The sequence below is a fragment of the Derxia lacustris genome (assembly GCF_002105195.1).
GTDB classification, from domain to species: Bacteria; Pseudomonadota; Gammaproteobacteria; order Burkholderiales; family Burkholderiaceae_E; genus Derxia; species Derxia lacustris.
This window is the reverse complement of the sequence record NZ_MUHU01000011.1, coordinates 190,617-211,075: the sequence shown is the minus strand read 5'-3', so window position 1 is coordinate 211,075 and position 20,459 is coordinate 190,617. Positions and strand designations below refer to the sequence as shown.

General features: G+C 71.7%; 17 protein-coding genes. 9 read left to right on the top strand and 8 right to left on the bottom strand.

The genetic code is table 11. From position 1 onward, the window contains the following. The first annotated feature begins 78 nt into the window (after positions 1–78). Positions 79–1,242: an MBL fold metallo-hydrolase gene (locus B9P64_RS12325; RefSeq protein ID WP_085316538.1), complete on the top strand. Its 1,164-nt coding sequence runs from the start codon at positions 79–81 to the stop codon at positions 1,240–1,242. A gap of 41 nt (positions 1,243–1,283) precedes the next feature. Here B9P64_RS12325 and B9P64_RS12320 read toward each other — a convergent pair whose 3' ends face one another. The 6 genes from B9P64_RS12320 to B9P64_RS12295 all read right to left on the bottom strand — a co-directional run bounded on the left by B9P64_RS12320 (position 1,284) and on the right by B9P64_RS12295 (position 8,573). After that, the gene (locus B9P64_RS12320; RefSeq protein WP_085316537.1) at positions 1,284–1,739 is read right to left on the bottom strand and encodes a RidA family protein; all 456 of its coding nucleotides are present in this window, start codon (positions 1,737–1,739) and stop codon (positions 1,284–1,286) included. Positions 1,740–1,884: 145 nt separating this feature from the next. After that, positions 1,885–2,307, bottom strand: coding sequence for a hypothetical protein (locus B9P64_RS12315; RefSeq protein ID WP_085316536.1), 423 nt, complete (start codon positions 2,305–2,307; stop codon positions 1,885–1,887). A 10-nt stretch (positions 2,308–2,317) separates the two neighbouring features. After that, entirely contained in the window at positions 2,318–3,613 is a 1,296-nt protein-coding gene (locus B9P64_RS12310; protein ID WP_085316535.1) for a hypothetical protein, read from the bottom strand. A 5-nt stretch (positions 3,614–3,618) separates the two neighbouring features. Next, complete coding sequence (locus B9P64_RS12305) at positions 3,619–4,728, bottom strand: HD domain-containing phosphohydrolase (RefSeq protein WP_085316534.1); 1,110 nt, start codon at positions 4,726–4,728, stop codon at positions 3,619–3,621. After that, positions 4,725–8,009, bottom strand: coding sequence for a response regulator (locus tag B9P64_RS12300; RefSeq protein WP_085316533.1), 3,285 nt, complete (start codon positions 8,007–8,009; stop codon positions 4,725–4,727). The genes B9P64_RS12305 and B9P64_RS12300 overlap by 4 nt, the downstream gene beginning before the upstream one ends. A gap of 147 nt (positions 8,010–8,156) precedes the next feature. After that, positions 8,157–8,573, bottom strand: coding sequence for a hypothetical protein (locus tag B9P64_RS12295; protein ID WP_085316532.1), 417 nt, complete (start codon positions 8,571–8,573; stop codon positions 8,157–8,159). Between the two features lie 75 nt (positions 8,574–8,648). On the opposite strand from B9P64_RS12295, the gene B9P64_RS12290 reads away from it, so the two are divergent. The 8 genes from B9P64_RS12290 to B9P64_RS12255 all read left to right on the top strand — a co-directional run bounded on the left by B9P64_RS12290 (position 8,649) and on the right by B9P64_RS12255 (position 17,389). After that, complete coding sequence (locus tag B9P64_RS12290; protein WP_085316531.1) at positions 8,649–10,079, top strand: aminotransferase-like domain-containing protein; 1,431 nt, start codon at positions 8,649–8,651, stop codon at positions 10,077–10,079. Between the two features lie 126 nt (positions 10,080–10,205). Next, complete coding sequence (locus tag B9P64_RS12285; protein ID WP_085316530.1) at positions 10,206–11,021, top strand: TOBE domain-containing protein; 816 nt, start codon at positions 10,206–10,208, stop codon at positions 11,019–11,021. Between the two features lie 109 nt (positions 11,022–11,130). Continuing rightward, entirely contained in the window at positions 11,131–11,613 is a 483-nt protein-coding gene (locus tag B9P64_RS12280) for a molybdopterin-dependent oxidoreductase (RefSeq protein WP_085316529.1), read from the top strand. A 28-nt stretch (positions 11,614–11,641) separates the two neighbouring features. Next, positions 11,642–12,406 carry a molybdate ABC transporter substrate-binding protein gene (gene modA, locus B9P64_RS12275; RefSeq protein ID WP_085316528.1) on the top strand — a complete coding sequence of 255 codons (765 nt, stop codon included), beginning with the start codon at positions 11,642–11,644 and terminating at the stop codon, positions 12,404–12,406. Between the two features lie 6 nt (positions 12,407–12,412). Then, positions 12,413–13,132, top strand: coding sequence for a molybdate ABC transporter permease subunit (gene modB / locus B9P64_RS12270; RefSeq protein ID WP_085316527.1), 720 nt, complete (start codon positions 12,413–12,415; stop codon positions 13,130–13,132). 17 nt (positions 13,133–13,149) lie between these two features. Next, complete coding sequence (gene modC, locus B9P64_RS12265) at positions 13,150–14,277, top strand: molybdenum ABC transporter ATP-binding protein (RefSeq protein WP_085316526.1); 1,128 nt, start codon at positions 13,150–13,152, stop codon at positions 14,275–14,277. Positions 14,278–14,305: 28 nt separating this feature from the next. Then, positions 14,306–15,163: a ModD protein gene (gene modD, locus B9P64_RS12260; protein ID WP_085316525.1), complete on the top strand. Its 858-nt coding sequence runs from the start codon at positions 14,306–14,308 to the stop codon at positions 15,161–15,163. Positions 15,164–15,361: 198 nt separating this feature from the next. Continuing rightward, complete coding sequence (locus B9P64_RS12255) at positions 15,362–17,389, top strand: TonB-dependent receptor plug domain-containing protein (RefSeq protein ID WP_085316524.1); 2,028 nt, start codon at positions 15,362–15,364, stop codon at positions 17,387–17,389. Between the two features lie 123 nt (positions 17,390–17,512). Here the strand turns inward: B9P64_RS12255 and B9P64_RS12250 are convergent, their stop codons facing one another. Then, a complete protein-coding gene (locus B9P64_RS12250; protein WP_051379014.1) occupies positions 17,513–18,937 on the bottom strand; it encodes a hypothetical protein in 1,425 nt (474 codons plus the stop codon). 25 nt (positions 18,938–18,962) lie between these two features. Continuing rightward, positions 18,963–20,372, bottom strand: coding sequence for a cytochrome-c peroxidase (locus B9P64_RS12245; protein ID WP_051379013.1), 1,410 nt, complete (start codon positions 20,370–20,372; stop codon positions 18,963–18,965). Positions 20,373–20,459 lie beyond the last annotated feature (87 nt).

The window sequence follows — 20,459 nt, the reverse complement described above, 5'->3', positions numbered from 1 at the left end:
TGCTGACCGTAGGCAGTGCCGGCGGCAGCGTCAATCGGTAGGCGTCCCGGGGCGCATGCTCTCCATTACATTCGGCGCATGACCCCGACGCCGACCTCGCCAGCCCGGGCCCGCCCGCGCGCCGCCCTCATCGCCCTTGCCGCCGCCGCACTGCTTGCCGGTTGCGGCGGCCATTCCGTCAACCTGGAACGCGCCGCCAGCGACCACTATGCCGACGGCCGCTTCCACAACCTCGACAGCGGCTTTGCGCTGCCGTCGCTGGGCCAGGTGCTGGCCTTCCAGTGGAGCCGGGTCACGCGGCGCATGCCGGCGCCGACCACCGACATCACGCCCATCGTCCCCGACCTGGGCTGGCTGCAACCCAACCGCAGCGCCACCTCGGCGACCTGGATCGGCCATGCGACGGTGCTGCTCCAGCTCGGCGGGCTCAATGTGCTGACCGATCCGCAGTTCTCGCAGCGCGCCTCGCCGGTGCAATGGCTGGGCCCCAGGCGGCTGGTGCCGCCGGCGCTGTCGGTCGAGGAGCTGCCGCCGCTCGACGTGGTGCTGATCTCGCATGCGCATTTCGACCATCTGGACGAGGCCAGCGTGAAGGCGGTGGCGGCGCACGGCAATCCGCTGTTCATCGTGCCGCTCGGCATCGATGCGCTGCTGCGCGACTGGGGCGTGACCCATGTGCAGGCGCTGGACTGGAATGAGCAGACGGCGCTCGACGGCGCGGCCGGCCCGGTGCAGTTCGACTGCGTGCCGGCGCGCCACTGGAGCCGGCGCGGCGTGTTCGACAAGGACCGCGAGCTGTGGGCCGGCTGGGTGGTGACGGCGGGGGGATTCCGCGCCTACTACTCGGGCGATACCGGCTGGGATGCGGCGCTGTTCGCGGCGCTCGGCGAGCGCTTTGCGCCGGTCGATCTGGCGATCCTGCCGGTCGGCGCCTATGAGCCGCGCGGCTTCATGCGCAACCAGCACATCGATCCGGCCGAGGCGGTGCAGGTGTTTGCCGCGCTCGGCGCGAAGCGCGGGCTGGGCGTGCACTGGGGCACTTTCGATCTGTCGGACGAGGCGCCCGACGCGCCGCGCCAGGCGCTGCCGGCGGCGCTGCTGGCGGCCGGCCTGCCCGAGGATGCGATCGCGCTGGTGCGGCCCGGCAGCACGCTGCACTGGGGGCCGGCGCAGAAGCCCGACCTGCGCGGCAAGTCGCCGCGCTATCCCAAGCGGCAGTGGCGCGCCGGCGAGCCGCGCTGAGGGCCGGCGCCGGCCGCGCCGAGAGCCGGCCGCGCGCGCCGTCAGGCCACTTCGGCGATCAGCTCGATTTCGACGCAGGCGCCGAGCGGAATCTGCGCCACGCCGAAGGCGCTGCGCGCATGCCGGCCGAGGTCGCCGAACACTTCGACCAGCAGCTCGGAGCAGCCGTTGGTCACCAGATGCTGTTCGGTGAACGCGGGCGTGGAATTGACCAGCGACATCACCTTGACGATGCGCGTGACGCTGTTGAGGTCGCCGACGAAGGCATGCAGCGTGGCGAGCAGGTCGATGGCCACGGCGCGCGCGGCGGCGCGGCCTTCCTCGGTGGCGATTTCGGCGCCGAGCTGGCCGGCCCAGACCTTGCCGTCCTTCTTGGCGATGTGGCCCGACAGGAACACCAGATTGCCGCTGCGCGCCGCCATCACATAGGCGGCGGCCGGGGCGCCGGCGGAGGGAAGCTGGATGCCGAGGGCGGCGAGTTTGTCGTACACGCTCATGGAAATGTCCTTGCTGCGGAGGGGCGCGGCCGGGCTGGCCGCAGGGGCGGTCGAGCATAGCCCAGCGCTCCGGCGCCGACCGGTGCGGCGGCGTCGCGCGGCTGCCCGTGCGCGCCAGCGCGGCCGTGCCGCCGCCCGATCCCGCTCAGGGCCGCGCGATCACGTTCATGCCCGGCTTCACCTCGGCGGCATCGATGTAGCCGACCGCGCCCGGCGTGCTGCGCACGAACTCGATCGTCTCGGCGTTGCCGGCCAGCTCGCGCGGCGGCGCGCCCTTGCCGATGTGGCGCCGCACCGTCCAGTAGGCGGCGTACTTCTCCTCGTCGAGCCGCAGCCAGCCGGCCAGAAAGCGCCGCCGCAGCGGGCTGCCGGCGGCGGCATTGACCACCGTGACCGGCGTGCCGGCCACCGCGATCGAGCGGCCGGTGTACAGCCGCTCGACCGTGGCGCCGTCGATCGGCGGCAGACCGGCATAGCCGATGACGACCACCGCATCGGCGTCGCCGGCCCGGCTGCTGCCGCCGGCGAGCAGCAGCAGAGCGAGGCAGAGCCATGCAAGAGCTTTCATGGCCGCCTCCTCAGAACGCGAAGCTGTAGTTGAGCGTGAACACGTTCAGCCCGGTTTCGCGCGGCGATTCGCTGCCCGGCGGCGTGTCGATCAGCCGCGAGACCTCGCCGACATGGGTGCGCAGCCATTCGAACTTGAGCTTGCTCGACGGCGTGACCGCATACGAGCTGCCGAGCGCCAGCGAATGCTGGTCGGCGGTCCAGATGGCTTCGGCCGCGAGCCGCTGGGCCTGGTTGATCTGGCCGGCGCCCGGGATGACGCCCGGCAGCGGCGCGCCGGTGAGCCGGCGATACCAGTCGAGCCGGCTGCTGTCGGCCTTGAGCCAGCTGAAGCTGGCATAGGGCGTGAAGCGGTCGATCTGCTTGAACAGCGCCAGATAGCCGCCGCGCGTGCCCGAGCCGAATTCGGTATCGCGCTGGAGATTGCGCGCGAACTCGGCCGCGATCCGCCAGCCGCCGCCGAGCGACTGCTCGACGCCGGCGGTGAGGATGAGGTTGTGGATCGCCGGCAGGCTGTCGAAGCCCGGGCCGGGCAGCGCCGGATTGACCTGGTAGTAGCCGAGACCGGGCGCCAGCTCGACGCGCGGAAAACTGCGCGGAATGCGGCCGCCGTTGCGCTGGTTGGTGCGGGTCGCATGCGCGCCCAGCCGCGCCAGCGTGTCGGGCTCGCGCAGCGTCAGCACCAGGCCGCTGGCCTTCACCGTGATGGGCAGGAAGCGCGCGCCCGGCTCGACGACGGGCGGCAGGCCGTCGCGGGTCCAGAAGCGCGCCGTGGTGTGGGCGCTGCCGTGATAGCCCTCCAGCGTCAGCTCGCCGCTGGCGGTGGGCCAGATCCGCGCCAGCGCCAGGCCGTCGAAGTCGGAGGTCGGCGTGATCGAGTACATCTCGGTCGGCAGCCGCGCCATGTCGTGGGTCTGGCCCACGTCCATCGTCTGCGAATACAGGTAGAGCGGAATGCGCAGCCGGCCGGCGCGCAGCAGCCAGTCGTCGTTCGGGCGCCAGCCGAGGAAGGCCCAGGTCGGCTTCACATCCCAGTGACCGTCGTCTTCGAGGCCGGGCGCGAGCCGCGCCTGCACCGTGGCCGACCATTGCGGGCTGAAGCTCACGTCGAGCTGGGCGCCGAGCAGGCTGTCGCGCTTGAAGCTGCCCTCGTCGTCGATGAAGCGCTGATAGGCGTAGTCGCGGTCGGAGCGCGCATAGCCGACGGTGCCGAAGCCCGACCAGGAAAAATCGGCGGCGCCGGCCGGCAGGGCGGCCGCCGCCGCCAGCAACGCGGCGGCGAGCCGGGAACGCAGACGGGCAAGCATGGGATTCAGTCCTGCCACTGGGCGGCGATGTCGACCAGCCGGTCGCGGATGGCGACCAGGGCGGTGACGACGGTGGGATCGAAATGGCTGCCGCTGCCGGCCTCGATCATGGTCAGCGCGGTGGCGGCCGGCAGCGCCTGCTTGTAGGGGCGCCGGCTGATGAGCGCGTCGTAGACATCGGCCACCGCCATCAGCCGCGCCGACAGCGGAATGGCGGCCCCGGCCAGCCCGTCGGGATAGCCGCTGCCGTCCCAGCGCTCGTGGTGATGGCGCGCGATGGCACGCGCATGGCCGAGCAGGCGCACGCCGTCGGCGCCGAGCTCGTCCTGGATGCGGCCGAGCATTTCCCAGCCGCGCAGCGCATGCGTCTTCATCACCTCGAAGTCGGGCGGCGCGAGCGGGCCGTCGTGCAGCAGGATGCGGTCGGGAATCGCCACCTTGCCCAGGTCGTGCAGCGGCGCCGAGCGGGCGACGGCATCGATCTCGGCCGGCGCCAGGCGGTAGCTGGCATCGGCGGCATTGGCGGCCAGCCAGCGCGCCAGTTCGCGCACGTATTCGCGCGTGCGCCGCACATGGTTGCCGGTCTCCTGATCGCGGAATTCGGAGAAGGAAATCATGGTGAACAGCGCCGCCTCGCGCAGCTTTTCCACTTCGGCCAGGCGGGCGTCGAGTTCGTCCTGCAACCAGGCGTTGCGGTCGCGCATCGCGTCGCGCCAGCTCTTCAGGTCGAGCTGGGTGCGCACCCGGGCCAGCACGGTGGTGGCGTTGAACGGCTTGTGCACGAAGTCGGCGCCGCCCGCTTCGAAGCCGCGCGTCTCGTCCTCGGGCCGCGACAGCGCGGTGAGGAACAGCACCGGCACCTCGGCCGTGCGCGCGTCGGCCTTGAGCTGGCGGCAGACCTCGTAGCCGTCCATGCCCGGCATCATGATGTCGAGCACCACGAGGTCGGGCGGGCAGCGCCGGGCCAGTTCCAGCGCCTTGGCGCCCGAGGGCGCGAGCTGGACCCGGTAGCGCTGGCCGAGCAGGCCGGCCAGCAGGCTGAGATTGGCCGGCGTGTCGTCGACCGCGAGGATGGTTTCGGTGGCCGGCAGCGCGCGGTCGGTGATCGGACTCATGCGTCGTCCCCGGTGGGTGGTTTGCCGGCCAGGGCGGCGTCGAGCGCGGCGAGCGCGGCATCGAAGTCGAAGCCGGCCAGCGCATTGCCGATGCGCCGCAGCGCCATCGGCGACAGCCGGGACTGCAATGCGGCTTCATGCGTCTGCCACCAGTCGAGCGCGCGGCTGTCGCTGTCGCGCAGCAGGGCGGCGAGGTCGGCCAGCCCGGGCGCGATGCCGGCCGGCGCCGGCCGCGCCGGGCGCTCGACGGCCAGCAGCGGATCGAGCGCGGCGAGCAGCCGGGCCAGCGTGGCTTCGAGCGCGCCGAGCCGCTGGTGCAGTTCGGTGGCGTCGCGGCGCGGCACGGCTTCCTCGAGCGCGCGGGCCTGCTGGCGCAGCGCGTCGGCGGCGAGGGTGCCGGCCAGGCCGTGCAGGGTGTGGGCGGCGCGTTCCAGCTCGGACCAGCTGCCGCGCTCGATCCAGCCGCTCCAGTCGGGCAGGCCGCGCGCATGGCCGTGGGCAAAGTTGACGAGCAGCCGGCGCGCCAGCGACAGATTGCCGTCGCAGGAGGCGAGCAGGCCGGCGCGGTCGATGCCGTCGATCTCGGGCAGGGCGGCGGCATCGGGCCGGGTGTCGGTCGGGCGCAGGCCGGCGCCGCCCGGCGCGCCGGCGAGCGGGCCGGGCGCGGGCCGGTCGGGGCGCGGCGCGGCGGGCGTCAGGCGCGGCAGCGGCTGGGTGCGGTCGAGCGCGGCGCCGGCGTTGCGCGGCTGGGTTTCGCCGGGCGGCCGGCGGCGCCAGCGTTGCAGCAGGCCGACCAAGGCGCCGGCGTCGAGCGGCTTGGCCATGTGGCCCTGCATGCCGGTGGCCAGACAGCGTTCCAGTTCGCCGGCCATGGCATTGGCGGTCAGCGCCAGGATCGGCAGGCGGTCGAAGCGGCGGTCGGCGCGCAGCTGGCGCGTGGCTTCGTAGCCGTCCATCACCGGCATCTGCACATCCATGAGCACCACGTCGAAGGCGTCGGGGCCGCCGGCGCGGATGCGCTCGACGGCTTCGAGGCCGTGCTCGGCGGTGGTGACGCTGGCGCCCTGGCGGCTCAGCAATATCTGCGCGAGTTCGCGGTTGAGCGCGTTGTCCTCGACCAGCAGCACGCGCATGCCGTCGAGCCGGCCGTCGATCGGCGCCGGCGGCTCGGCGGCCGGCAGCGGCGGCGCGAGCGCGCGGCGCAGGTCGTCGGGCAGCACCGGCTTGTCGATGTAGTCGACGCCGGCGGCGCGCGCGCCGGCATGCACATGCGGCGTGCCGTAGGCGGTCATCACCACCACGTCGAGACCGGGCTGGCGCGCGCGTGTGGCGCGGATCACTTCGGCGCCGTCGAGGTCGGGCAGCACCCAGTCGAGCAGCATCAGGTCGAACGGCCGGCCGCGCGCGTTGGCTTCGTCGAGCCGGGCCAGCGCCTCGGTGGCGTCGGCGGCGGTGACGATGGCGCCCGGCACGGCGGCGACCAGCCGCTGCACCAGCGCCGCCACCAGCGCGCGGGTTTCGCGCTGGTCGTCGACCACCAGCACCCGGCGCGGCGGCAGCTCGGCGGCATCGCGGACGGCGTCGGGCAGGGTGGCGAGCCGGGCGCGCAGATGCACGCTGAAGCGGCTGCCGGCGCCCGGCGCGCTGTGGACCTCGATGCGGCCGCCCATCAGCGCGACCAGCCGGCGCGTGATGGCCAGCCCGAGGCCGGTGCCGCCAAAGCGCCGCGTGGTCGACACGTCGGCCTGGGAGAACTCGCGGAACAGGCCGTCGATCTCCTCGGCCGTCATGCCGATGCCGGTATCGCTGACGGTGAACACCAGGCCGACGGCTTCGGCCTCGGCCGGGTCGAGCGGCTCGGTATCGAGCGTGAGCCGGACCTGCCCGGCCTGGGTGAACTTGACCGCGTTGGTGAGCAGATTGGTGAGGACCTGGCCGAGCCGCAGGCTGTCGCCGAGCACCGTGCCGTGATGCGCGAGCAGCGCCGGATCGGCGAAGTCGCAGAGCAGCTCCAGATCCTTTTCCTGCGCGCGCTGGCGCACCAGGCCGATGGCGGTGGCCAGCACGGTCTCCAGCCGCAGCGGCGCTTCCTCGAGCGTGAGGCCGCCGGCCTCGATCTTCGACCAGTCGAGCACATCGTTGATGAGGCCGAGCAGATGCTCGGAGGCGCCGTAGGCCTTGCGCAGATAGTCGCGCTGGCGGCTGTCGAGCTCGGTGCCGAGCGCGAGCTGGGTCATGCCCATGATCGCGTTCATCGGCGTGCGGATCTCGTGGCTCATGTTGGCCAGGAAGGCGGTCTTGGCGCGCGCGGCGGCCTCGGCGGCATCGCGCGCGGCCTGCAATTCATGCTCGCTGCGGTCGCGCCGGCGCAGCTCGCTGGCGATGGCGATGGCCATGCTGTCGAGCGCCAGCGCCAGGGTGTCGAGCTCTTCCACGTCGCGCCGCTCGGAGCCGGCGCGCAGCGCATACATGCCCTGGGCATAGCTGCGCGCCACGTCGACCAGCTTGTCGATCGGCGCCAGCACGCGCCGCCGCATCACCAGCCAGGCGCCCAGAAAGATCGGCAGCAGCACCGCATCGATGAGCAGCGCGGTCCAGATCGAGCGGTCGAGCCGGCGGTCGGCATTGACGATGTCGGCGGCGGTGCGCTGGCGTACCTGATCGGCCAGCTCGCCGACGGCGGCGTCGAGCCGGGCCCGGCGCGCTTCATATTCGGGCGAATGGACCAGCTCGGCGGCATAGGCCAGATCGGGCTTGCCGTCGGACACGAACTCCTCGCGGACCCGGTCGTACAGGCCCTGGGTGGCGGCGAAGGCGATGGTGTCGAGCTCTTGCAGCGCGCCGGTGGCATCGGCGACCCGGCCGGCGGTGGCGATCTCGTCGGGCGTGAAATCGAGCTTGCGCAGCCGCGCGATGAAGTCGATGCGGGCGCCGTTGCGCACTGCGTCGAGCGTGCGCTGGCCGGCCGCCATCTCGCGCCAGCGCGCCAGCGGATCGCTGCCGCCGGGGCCGGGCGCCTCGCCGCGCGCGACCGCGAGCATTTCGTAATAGACCGACAGATAGCGGGTGCGGCCGGTGGTGGTGAAGCTCTGCACCAGATGCGACAGCAGATCGGCCGAGCGGGTGACTTCATCGACCTGGGCATGCGCGACGTCGCGCCGCTCGATGGCGAGCCGCGAGGCGAGGCGGGCCTGGTGGATGAAACCGAGCATCAGCAGATTGGCGACGAGGGCCGCCATCACGAAGCCGAAGAAACCGGTCGTGGCGGATTTCAGGCGCATTCGGAGCCAGGGAGTTCTTGTTGACGGGATGCGGGCGGCCGCGCGATGGGCGCCGCCAGGCATCGAGTCTGCCGCCCATCGGCAGCGTCGAAAGGGCGGAACAACTGCGCGGAACCGGCCTGTTCCGGCGTCGTCGGGCGTGCCGCTTCAGCAGGTGGGACGGCGCGCCGCCCAGCCGCCGGCGCCCAGGCGCTTGAGCTCGATGCGGCCGTCGAGCCCGAGCGCGCCGAGCGCGGCGCGCAGGGTGGCGGTGCGCGGCGGCCGGGCCGGATCGGCCGCGTGCAGCTCGGCCGGGCGCCAGTCGGCGGCACGCCCGGCATCGAGCGGAATGCGCAGGCTCCAGCCGCCGCGCGCATCGCCGGCAAAGCCGGCCGCCAGCGTGTGCAGCGCCGGCGAGGCGCCGGCCACGCTCAGCAGCCAGCCGCGCGCGCCGGCGGCGGCATCGGGCGCGATGCACAGCCAGGACAGCCGGCGGCCGTCCGGCGCGCCGGCGGCGAGCAGTTCGTCGAGCCGGGCGGCGTCGCCGGGTGCGAGATGTCGGAGATCGATGCTGAGCGAGGCCATGCCGCAAGCTAGCATCGCCAGCCGGTACGGTAGCGGTACACTTTTGCGGATACTTCAGCCATCTGGCCTGCTCACATGACCGATACAGTCGTTTCCGATCCCGGCCTGCTCGACCGCAGCGGCGGCCAGCGCCTCGGCGATCAGCTCGTGGCCCGCTTCACCGAGCGCATCGAGGCCCGGGTGCTGCGCGCCGGCATGCGCCTGCCCAGCATCCGCGCCTGCGCCGACGAGCTGGGCGTGGCGCGCGCCACCGTGGTCGAGGCCTACGACCGGCTGGTCGCGGCCGGGCTGGTCGAATCGCGTCGCGGCTCGGGCTTTTACGTGGCCGCGCCCGGCGAGCCGGCCACTCCGGCGCTGCGCGCGGCCGCCGCTGCCGCGCCGCGCGTGGACACGAGCTGGCTGCTGCGCAACATGCTCAGCCCGGGCGACGTGAAGTTCGCGCCCGGCGGCGGCTTTCTGCCGGCGGCGCTGCTCGATGGCGAACTGATCGCTTCGGCGCTGCGCAGCGTGGCGCGCCAGGCGCCGGCGCTGCTGCTGACGCAAGGCCGGCCCGAGGGCTATGCGCCGCTGCGCGAACAGCTGGCGCTGCATCTGGCCGGCAGCGGCATCGGCGCCGAGCCGGAACGCATCCTCACCACCGCCGGCGTGACCCAGGCGCTGGATCTGGTCATCCAGACCTTCGTCGCGCCCGGCGATGCGGTGCTGGTCGAGGACCCGGCGTGGTTCGTGCTGTTCGCGCGCCTCGCCTATGCCGGCGCCACCATCGTGCCGGTGCCGCGTCTGGCCGACGGGCCCGACCTCGTCGCGCTGGAGCGGCTCTGCACCGAGCACCGGCCGCGCCTGTTCGTGATGACCGCCGTCTGCCAGAACCCGACCGGCTCGATGCTGTCGCTGGCGCGCGCCCACGAGCTGCTGGTGCTGGCCGGCCGCCACGGCCTGCGCATCGTCGAGGACGACATCTATGGTGACTTTGCCGCGCCGGCCAGCGGCCGTGGCGTGCGGCTCGCCAGCCTCGACCAGCTGCGCTCGGTCATCTACTGCGGCGGCTTTTCCAAGACGCTGGCGCCCAATCTGCGCGTCGGCTACGTGGCCGCCGACGACGACACCGTCGCCGCGCTGGTCGAGCGCAAGACGCTGTGCGCCATCGCCAATCCCGAGCTGCCCGAGCGCGTGCTCTACAAGGTGCTGAGCGAAGGCCGCTACCGCAAGCATGTCGAGCGGCTGCGCGGCAAGGTCGACGGCGCGCGCGAACGCGCCGCCCGCGCGCTCGAAAAGGTCGGCCTGCGCCTGCCCGCCGTGCCCGAGGCCGGCCACTTCCTGTGGGCCGACGCCGGCACCGAAACCCGGCCGCTCGCCGCCGAGGCCCGGCGCGACGGCATCCTGCTGGCGCCGGGCGCGCTGTTCAATCCGACCCAGGCGCCGTCCAGCTTTCTGCGCTTCAACGCGGCATCGAGCGAGGCGCCCGAGCTGCTGCGCTGGCTCGCCCGCGCGCTCGACCGGCGCTGAAGCGATAGGCGGGTTGCCAGCAGCTTTCGGCTTTCGATAGGCAATCGGTTGCATGTCGGTGACATAATCGCGCCATAAAAACGCACATCCACCTCCGCGCGAAACGGTCTCCGCCCCGTCCCGGCCATGTCACCCAAAGATTCGGCGCACAAGCCCATGCTGTTCGCCACCCAACTCTTCGTCGAGCGCGACGGCCAGGAACTGGTCGGTCCCAAGCGCTTCGAGCTGCTGCGCCAGATCGCCGAAGGCGGCTCGATCAGCGCCGCCGCCCAGGCGGTCGGCATCAGCTACCGCACCGCCTGGGGCGCGATCGATGCGCTCAACAACCTCGCCGGCGAAGCCATCGTCGAGCGCACCAAGGGCGGTGCCGGCGGCGGCGGCGCGGCGCTCACCGAGGCCGGCCGCACCCTGCTCGCCACCTATGCGGCGCTGCATGCGCGCCAGCAGGAATTCCTCGACTGGGTCGCCAGCGGCGGCAGCGACATGCAGCACTGGCTGGCGATGCTCGGTCGGCTGAGCCTGCGCATGAGCGCGCGCAACCAGCTCGCCGGCGTGGTCGAGCGCATCGATCTGGTCGGGCCGCAGGCCTCGGTGCAGCTGCGGCTGGCCAATGCCCAGAGCCTGCGCGCGCTGGTGTCGCGGCTCAGTCTCGACAACCTCGGGCTCGATGTCGGCGCGCCGGCGATCGCGGTGTTCAAGTCGAGCGCGGCAACCGCGGTCGGGCCCGATGCGCTGGTCGCGGCGCGCGCCAACCGGCTCGAAGGCCAGCTCGCCGAGATCGATTTCGAGGCCGGCCGGGCCGAGCTGGCGCTCGCGCTGCCGGGCGGACTGTCGGTGTTCTGCCTGCAGGAGGCGGCCGACGAGAACGCGCTGCCGGCCGTCGGCACCTCGCTCATCGCGGTGTTCGATCCCTCGGTGGTGCTGCTGGCGGCGAGCCACTGATGCCGGCTTCGATATGCAGTGAATTGCCAGTCGCTGGCCTGTGTCTTGCTGGTCGATATGCACGCAACAACATAGCGTACAAACCCGACAGTCCCGCCACGGAGCCCGCATGAAGCCCGAACATTTCCTCGCCAGCCTTGTCCAGCCGGTCGCGCCGCGCCAGGGGCTGATCGTCAACGGCAATGTCGACCGGCCGCTCGTGCTTTGCGCCGACACGCTGCGGGCGCTGCCCACGCGGCTGGTCGATTTCACGCCCACCTGCCTCGGCGGCGGCATCGGCGCGGCACGGCGCTATCGCGGCGTGGCCCTGCGCACGCTGGTCGAGGCCGCGCGCCCGAGCGTCGACCGGCATGACGACTGCCGCCGGCTGGTGGTGGTGGCCGAGGCCGACGACGGCTATCGCGCCCTGTTCAGCTGGGCCGAGCTGTTCCACACCCCGCTCGGCGATGGCGTGTTCATCGCCTTCGACGACGACGCCGCACCGCTGACCGCGCGCGAGGGCGACTTCGTGCTGCTGAGCCTGATGGACGAAGTCACCGGCCCGCGCCATGTGCGCAACCTCACCCGCATCGTCGTGCAGCGGGTGTTCTGACCGTTCACATCCCAACCGGAGCCTCCCGATGAAGCCTTTCCGTCCGCTGATCCGCCTGCTCGCGCTGGCCGGCCTTGCCCTCGCCACCGTGGCCGCCCAGGCCGAGGAAGTGAGCATCGCCGTCGCCGCCAATTTCACCGCGCCGATCCAGAAGATCATCCCTGCCTTCGAAGCCGCGACCGGCCACAAGGTGGTGCTGTCGACCGGCTCGACCGGCAAGTTCTATGCGCAGATCAAGGCCGGCGGGCCGTTCGACGTGCTGATCGCCGCCGACGACGAAACCCCGGCCAAGCTCGAAAAGGAAGGCCTCGGCGTGGCCGGCACGGCGCGCACCTATGCCATCGGCAAGCTGGTGCTGTGGAGCGCCAAGCCCGGCTTTGTCGACGACAAGGGCGAGGTGCTCAAGAGCGGCAAGTTCGAGCATCTGGCCTTCGCCGATCCCAAGCTCGCGCCCTATGGCGCCGCCGGCGTCGAGGTGCTCAAGAAGCTCGGCGTGCATGACGCGCTCCAGCCCAGATTCGTGGTCGGCGAGAACATCACCCAGGCCTATCAGTTCATCGCCACCGGCAATGCCGAGCTTGGCTTCGTCGCGCTGTCGCAGGTGACCAGGGACGGCAAGATCGCCGAGGGCTCGGCCTGGGTCGTGCCGTCGTCGCTCTACACCCAGATCCGCCAGGACGCGGTGCTGCTGAGCAGCGCCAAGGGCAAGCCGGGCGCCGAGGCGCTGCTGGCCTTCCTCAAGGGACCGCAGGCGCAGGCCGTCATCAAGAGCTTCGGCTACGACCTGCCCTGATCGCCCATGCCCGACACCGCCGCCCCGCTGATTGGCGCCGCCGAATGGTCGGCGATCCGGCTCACGCTCGAACTCGCCTCGCTCACCACGGCGCTGCTGCTGCTGGTGGGCACGCCGATCGCGTGGTGGCTGGCGCGCACGCGCTCCTGGCTCAAGGCGCCGATCGGCGCGGCGGTGTCGCTGCCCATCGTGCTGCCGCCGACGGTGCTGGGCTTTTATCTGCTGCTGCTGATGGGGCCGCAGGGCGCGCTCGGGCAGGCCATGCGCTGGCTGGGCCTGGGCGGGCTGCCGTTCACCTTCCACGGGCTGGTGCTGGCGTCGGTGGTGTATTCGCTGCCGTTCGTGGTGCAGCCGCTCCAGGCCGCGTTCCAGGGCATTGGCGACGGTCCGATCGAGGCGGCTGCCACGCTGCGCGCCGGGCCGCTCGACCGCTTCTTCAGCGTGGTGATTCCGCTTGCCGGGCCGGGCTTTGCGGCGGCCACGGTGCTGGGCTTTGCGCACACGGTCGGCGAGTTCGGCATCGTGCTGATGGTCGGCGGCAACATCCCCGACAAGACCCGCGTGCTGTCGGTGCTGGTCTACAGCGAGGTCGAGGCGCTCGACTATGCCAAGGCGCATGTGCTGGCCGGCGGCATGGTGGCGTTCTCCTTCACCGTGCTGCTGCTCATGAGCCTGCTGGGCCGGCGCGGCAACTGGCTGGCGCCCGGCGCGCCGGCGCGCGGCTGAGGGCAGGGCGCATGGACATGAACGATCAGTCGCTGCCCGCCGCCGGCAGCCTCGGCCGTGCCGGCGTCGCCTCGCCCATCGTCGCCAGCCTCAGGCTCGACTGGCCGGGCTTCAGTCTGGCCGCCGATCTGGCGCTGCCGGGCGCCGGCGTGACCGCGCTGTTCGGCCCGTCGGGCTCGGGCAAGACCACCTGCCTGCGCGCCATCGCCGGACTTGAGGCCAAGTGCAGCGGCCGCGTGGCCATCGGCGACGCGGTCTGGCAGGACAGCGCCGCCGGCGTGTTCGTGCCGGTGCATGAGCGGGCGCTCGGCTTCGTGTTCCAGGATGCGCGGCTGTTTCCGCACATGAGCGTGCGCAGGAACATCGACTACGGCTGCAAGCGCGTGCCGGCCGCCGAGCGCCGCATCGACTTCGACGAAGTGGTGGCGCTGCTCGGCATCGAGGCGCTGCTCGACCGCAAGCCGGCGCGGCTGTCGGGCGGCGAGAAGCAGCGCGTGGGCATTGCGCGCGCGCTCATGACCAGCCCGCGCGTGCTGCTGCTCGACGAGCCGCTGTCGGCGCTCGACGACGCGCGCAAGGCCGAGGTGCTGCCCTATCTGGTGCGGCTGCGCGACGAGCTGGCGCTGCCGATGATCTACGTCAGCCACTCGATGCACGAGGTGGCCCAGCTGGCCGATCACCTGGTGCTGCTGGAGCGCGGCCGGGTGCTGGCCAGCGGCCCGATCGCCGAGGTGACCGCGCGCGCCGACCTGCCGCTGGCCCAGGCCGAGGAGGGCGGCGTGGTCGTCACCACCCGGCTCGGCCTGCGCGACGACGGCTATGGCCTGAGCCGGCTCGACTTTGCCGGCGGCGCCGTGTGGGTCGCCAGCCTCGACCGCGCGCCCGGCGCGGCGGTGCGCATTCAGATCGCCGCGCGCGACGTGAGCGTGGCGCTCGATCCGCCGTCGCGCTCCAGCATCCAGAATGTGCTGCCGGCCACCGTGGTCGCGCGCAGCGACGACGAACGCGGACGCAGCCTGATCCGGCTCGACGTGGGCGGCGTGCCGCTGCTGTCGCGCATCACGCGCAGGTCGGCCGAACAGCTCGGGATCGGGCCGGGGCTGGCCGTGCATGCGCAGGTGAAAGGCGTGGCGGTCCTCGGCTGATCTGCCACCGTTTTCACCGGAGATTTCCATGCAAGAACGCGCGCTTTCCGACGCCGCGCTATGGCAGCTGCTGGCCGACGATGTGCCGGCCGGCGACCTCACCACGCTCAGTCTGGCCATCGGCGCCAGCCCCGCGCATGCCCATTTCAACGCCCGCCGCGCGATGACCGTGTGCGGCGCCGAAGAAGCCGCGCGCATGTTCGAGCTGACCGGCGCGCGCGCCGAACTGCTGGCCGCCAGCGGCGACGCGCTCGACGCCGGCGCGCCGATCCTGGTGGCGCATGGCACGGCCGGCCAGCTGCACCGCGCCTGGAAGGCCGCGCAAATCCTGGTCGAATGGGCCAGCGGCATCGCCACCTCGGCGGCAGCCATCGTCGCGGCGGCCGAGCATGAGGGGCGCCGCCTGCCCGTGGCCTGCACCCGCAAGACCGCGCCCGGCGCCAAGGCCATGTCGGTGAAGGCGGTGCGCTGCGCCGGCGCGCGGCTGCATCGGCTCGGGCTGTCGGAAAGCATCCTGGTGTTCGCCGAGCACCGCGCCTTCCTCACCGAAGCGCCGGCCGACACCGTCGCCCGCCTGCGCGCCCAGGAGCCCGAGAAAAAGCTCGTCGTCGAGGTCGCCGATCCGGCCGAGGCGCTGCGCTGGGCCGAGGCCGGCGCCGACGTGCTCCAGCTCGAAAAATTCCCGCCCGCCGCCGTCGCCGAGACGCGCCGGCTGATCGATGCGGCCGGGTTGCGCGCCAGCATCGCGGCGGCTGGCGGCGTCAAGGCCGACAACGCCGGCGCCTATGTGGCTGCCGGTGCCGACTTCCTCGTCACCTCGGCGCCCTACACCGCGCCGCCGGCCGACGTGGCCGTGCGGCTCGGCCCGTCCGCAGGCGCGCTGTAGCGATATCTACATTTCGTACAAAGCGTTGCGGGCGGCGCCCGGGTGACCCCGGCAGATTTGCGCATCGTGGAAATTGCTGCGCAAGGTGCCACGCTGGATTGCATCTTCAGCGCTGCATGACGGCCGCCAATCAATGGCTCGGCTTTTGCTGTCCTACCCTTCGTAATTTCCAATGCAACATAACGAAGGAGTCCAGCAATGCGCCTGCCATCCGTCCCGCGCCGTCATCGGCTCGCTCTCCTCATCGCCGCCATCGGCGGCGGCCTTGCCGGCGCGGCCGGCGCCGAGGACACGACGCCCGCCTTCAACCTCGGCAAGGTCGAGGTGGCCGGTCCGGCCAGTGGCCCGCCGGTCGGAACCGCCGACGTGATCGACGCCGCGACCATCCAGGCCAACGACCGCCTCACCGTCGGCGATGCGCTCACGCTGTCGCCCGGCATCAACCTGGGCAAGCACGGCCAGCGCAATGAGCAGGTGGTCTACGTGCGCGGCTTCGACACGCGCCAGGTGCAGCTCTTCATCGACGGCATTCCGGTCTACGTGCCCTATGACGGCAATGTCGACCTGGGCCGCTTCACCACCTTCGACCTGGCGCGCATCGACATCAGCAAGGGCTTCAGCGCGATGGCCTATGGCTCGAACACGCTCGGCGGCGCGATCAACCTCGTGAGCCGCCGGCCGCAGAAGGCGCTCGAAGGCGAGGTCGGCGCCGGGCTCGATTTCGTCGGCAAGGGCGTGCCGTTCCGCAACCGCGCCTGGGCCAATCTGGGCAGCAACCAGGGCCTCTGGTACCTGCAACTCGGCGCCTCCAGCGTCGACCAGGACTGGACGCCGCTGCCCTCGGGCTTCAAGCCGTCCAGGGGCGACGACGGCGGCAAGCGCGACAACAGCGATGCCAACGACAGCAAGGTCAACCTCAAGCTCGGCCTCACGCCCAACGCCAGCGACGAATACGCGCTCAGCTTCATCCAGCAGAACGGCAGCAAGGGCGATCCGCCCTACACCGGCAGCGTGGCCAGCCCGGCCTACTGGCGCTGGCCGTACTGGAACAAGACCAGCGTCTACCTCAACACCAGCACCCGCTTCGGCGACCACACGGTCAAGGTCCGCGCGTTCAACGACAAGTTCCAGAACTCGCTGTTCACCTATGACGACGCGACCTACACCACGCAGAAGAAGGGCTCGTCGTTCCAGAGCTGGTACGACGACTACAGCAACGGCCTCGCGCTGCAGGACGACATCGCCATCGCGCCGGGCAACAAGCTCAGCCTCGCGGCCCAGCTCAAGATCGACGTGCATCGCGAGCACAACGCCGGCGAGCCCTGGCGCCTGTTCAAGGACCGCACCACCAGCTTCAGCATCGAGGACAGCCAGGCCGTCACGCCCAACCTCACGCTGGTGGCCGGCATCGGCCGCGATGCGCGTCGCGCGGTCGAGGCGCAGGACTACAACTCGACCACCAAGGCCGTGACCGACTTCCCGCTGGTCGACGACTCGGCGATCAACGGGCAGGTCGGCGCCTTCTACACGCTGGGCGAGGACGGCCGGCTGCATGCGACCGTGGCACGCAAGAGCCGCTTCCCGACCATCAAGGACCGCTACAGCTATCGGCTCGGGCAGGCGGTGCCGAATGCCGGCCTCGATCCCGAGCGCGCCAACCATTACGAGCTGGGCTGGGACGGTCGCGTGGCGGGCACCGACCTCGGCGTCGCGGTCTTCCACAGCGACATCAGCGACCAGATCCAGAACGTGGTGTTCGCCAGCGGCGCCTGCCCCAACTACCGGCCGGTCGGCTTCTGCCAGCAGGCGCAGAACCTGGGCCGCGTGCGCGTGGACGGCGTGGAACTGAGCGCCGACTGGCGCAGCGCGCTGCTCGACCTGGGCGGCAACTACACCGGCCTCGCGCGCAAGAACCGCAGCAATCCGACCGTCAAGCTCACCGACGTGCCGCGCAACCGCTTCTTCGTGTTTGCGCGGCTGCATGCGACGCCAACGGTGGATGTGACCGCCACGGTCGATGCCCAGAGCTATGCCTACAGCGCGAGCACCGGCACGCAGGTGGCCAACGGGTTTGCGGTGGCGGGGTTGAAGGCGGGCTGGACAGTGGCGCCGGATGTGCTGCTGGAGGCGGGTGTGCGCAATCTGTTTGACCGGGTGTATGCGTATGCCGAGGGGTTCCCGGAGTTGGGGCGGTATGGCTTTGTGCAGGGGCGGGTGAAGTTCTGAGCAGACGGCGCCGGGCGCGGGTGTCGTCCGCGCCCGGCGCGCCGCATGACCGGCGCGCCGGCATGGGTGCCGGACGCGGCCGCTGGCGGGGGCGCCGCCAGCGCCGGCCGCCGGTGCCGGCGGTCAGTGCATGCCGCCGCTGGCGCCCGCGTAGTACACGGTCATGCCGCGGATGCCCTGCTGCAGCCGCTCGCCCACGTCGATCCAGGCGTTGCACTTCCAGACGAAGCTGGCGCAGTTGGCCGGCATCGGATACCAGCGGCCGAAGGGGATGAAGGGCAGCTTGTCCTCGGTCGAGACGAGGGCGATCGACTGGTAGTTCACGTGGTCGCCGTTGGCGTCCATGGCCGAGGTGTAGGCCTCGGGATTGCCGGCGTCGGTCTTGGTGCAGGTGGAGTAGTCGTTCCAGCAGGTCATCATCATGTTGTTGCCCGTGCCCATGCGGAAGTCGTCGGTCACGAGCAGCACGCCCTTCGAGCGGCTGCGGTTGCCGGCGCCCGCGAGGCCGTCGCCGATGCCCACCGCGCTGTTGTACAGCTCGCCGCAGGAGAACAGCGCCGGCTGGTTGTTGAGGCTCGTGATCACGACGAAGCAGCGGTTCTTCTCGGCCGGGAATTGCAGGCCGGCGGTGTCGAGCACGTCGGTCAGGCGCACGCCCTGGCCGTACCAGTAGTTCATGTGGCGCGGGCCGTATTCCTGGAAGTGGTAGGTGGTGAAAGCGCTTGCAGCGCGGCTGCCGATGCGGTCCACCGCGTACAGCCCCTGCGACGACGTGGCCGACAGCGTCGCCGCCGTCACGGTGATGCTGCTGTTGACCGCGCCCGAGATCGTGAACGCGACATCGCCCGGCGCCACGGCGGCGGCCGTCGCGGCCGAGGCGAGCGTGCCGCTCGTGGCCACGTAGTCATTGCGCACATGCAGCTCGGCCAGGCGCGGCGTGCGACGCAGCGCGGGATCGGTGTCGGCGCCGGCGATCAGTTCCATCGCGCCTTCGGCGTCGGGCAGGGCGGCGCCGTTCTTCTCGTAGGCGACGATGGTCTTCTCGCCGTTGGCGGTGCGGATCAGCTCGGTGAACGAGAACACCGACATGCGCCCGTCGATGCCGACCGCGACGATCGCGGTGGTCGCGCCGAAGGCGCCGGTGTTGTAGTCGGCCGGGCGGAACTTCGTGGCGCGCACGACCACGTCGGCGAGGCGGTAGCCCTTGTAGCTGTCGGTGCCGACCGTGACGGTCAGCGGCTGCTCGGCCGCCGGGAAGGTGGTGGCGTCGTTCATGAGCGTCTTGAGCGCGGTCACGCCGATCGCGCCCGACGGGACGAAGTAGGGCGTCGAGCCGCTCGGGCTGCTGGCCGCGTCGGTCGGGTCGACGGCGGTGGTGGCGTCGGCGGGCATCAGCGCGACCGTGCCGCCGGCCTTAACCATGAACGAGGCCGAGGGCGTGACCGGCGCGCTGGCCGGCCCGTCGCTGCCGCTGCCGCACGCGGCGAGGGCGAGCGCGAACGCGCCCGCGAGGAGCGCGCGCAGGCGCCCCGTCTTGCGGGTTGACATGAAGTTCTCCTGTAGTTGGCGTGGGTCAGCGCACCGAGACGTTGTTGCCGTCGGTGAGCTGGTTGAGGAAGGCGATGAGATCGGCGATGTCGGCGTCGCTCAGCGACGGCGGGGCGGCGAGCAGCGGGTCGAGGCGGGCGACCATGTCGGCGTAGAGCGCGGCGGCGGTCGTGCTGTCGCGGCAGGCGACGACGTTGCCCCCGCTGCGCAGCTCGCCGGTGCAGCGGAAGGCGAGGGCGCGTTCGGCCGGCGCGAGGTGGTGGCGGATGACTTCGTCGAGCGTGGCGTACACGCCGTTGTGCAGATAGGGGAAGGTGTGGCGCACCTCCCAGAGCGAGGGCGTGAGGAAGGCGTAGCGGTCGGCGGCGTCGCCCGTGACGCCTTCGCGGCCGGCGTCATGGGCCGGCGTGGCGCGTGCGCCGGCGCCGAAGCCCGGGCCGATCTGCGGCACCGCGAGGTTGTGGAACTTCTGGTCGGTGAACAGCGGCCCCGAGTGGCAGCGCGCGCAGCCGGCACGGCCGTGGAACAGGATGCCGCCGCGCTTGGCGTCGTCGGGCAGCTCGGCGCTGCCGGCGAGATAGCCGGGCAGGTAGCGGTTACCGCCCAGCGAATACCAGCGCCGCTGCTCGAAGGCGGCCAGCGCGTTTGCGATGTGCTCGATGCCGATGGCGCCGGGCGGCAGGTCGGGATAGGCGACGCGCAACTGGCTCGCGAAGCCGGCATCGGCCACGAGTCGCGCGACGATGCCGGCCCACACCGGCTTCGGGTCGGACTCGGGCGCGGTGTCGGCCGCGACGAGGTCGGCCAGCTCGTTGTCGTCGTCGGCGGCGGGCCAGCCGAGCATCTCGTCACGCGACAGCAGCGGAAACAGCGCCTGGGCCGCGACCACGCTGGCAAGGCCGTCGGGCAGCTGGCTGCCGGCTGGCGTGACGTAGCGGCCATCGACGAGGGCGACGCGGCCGTCGTGAAAGAGCCGCGTGGCGATGCCGAGTCCGAGGTTGACGAGACCGGGCGCGTTGCGATGGATGACCGGCGAGCCGGTACGCGTCGGCGGACTGCCGCTGCCGTTGATGCCGATCGACAGCACGAGGTTGTCGACGCCCGCGTTGCCGATCGGATGGCAGCTCGCGCACGAGACCTTGCGGTTGCCCGACAGCAGCGTGCTCTGGAACAGGTTGGCGCCGAGGTTGTACCGGGCGTCGGCCACCTCGGGTCGCGCGGGCAGCACGACGGCATTGGCCGCGAGCGCGGCGCGCAGCGCGGTGTCGAGATCGGCGCCGGCGGTGTCGGCGCCAGCGCCGGCCGGCTGGCCCGGTGCGCCGCCACCGCCGCCGCCGCAGGCCGCGACCAGCAGCGTGAAAGCGCTTGCAGCGAGCCTGCGCAGGAGACGCGGTGGACGGCCCGCGTTGCCGGATCTGCTGCTTCTGTTGCCCATTTTTCGGAATATTGTCGTAAACATTACGAAAACTGTCCGAAGGCAATGAGCATGCCGGATGCGAGTGCTGGCCGTCGCCTTTTCGCA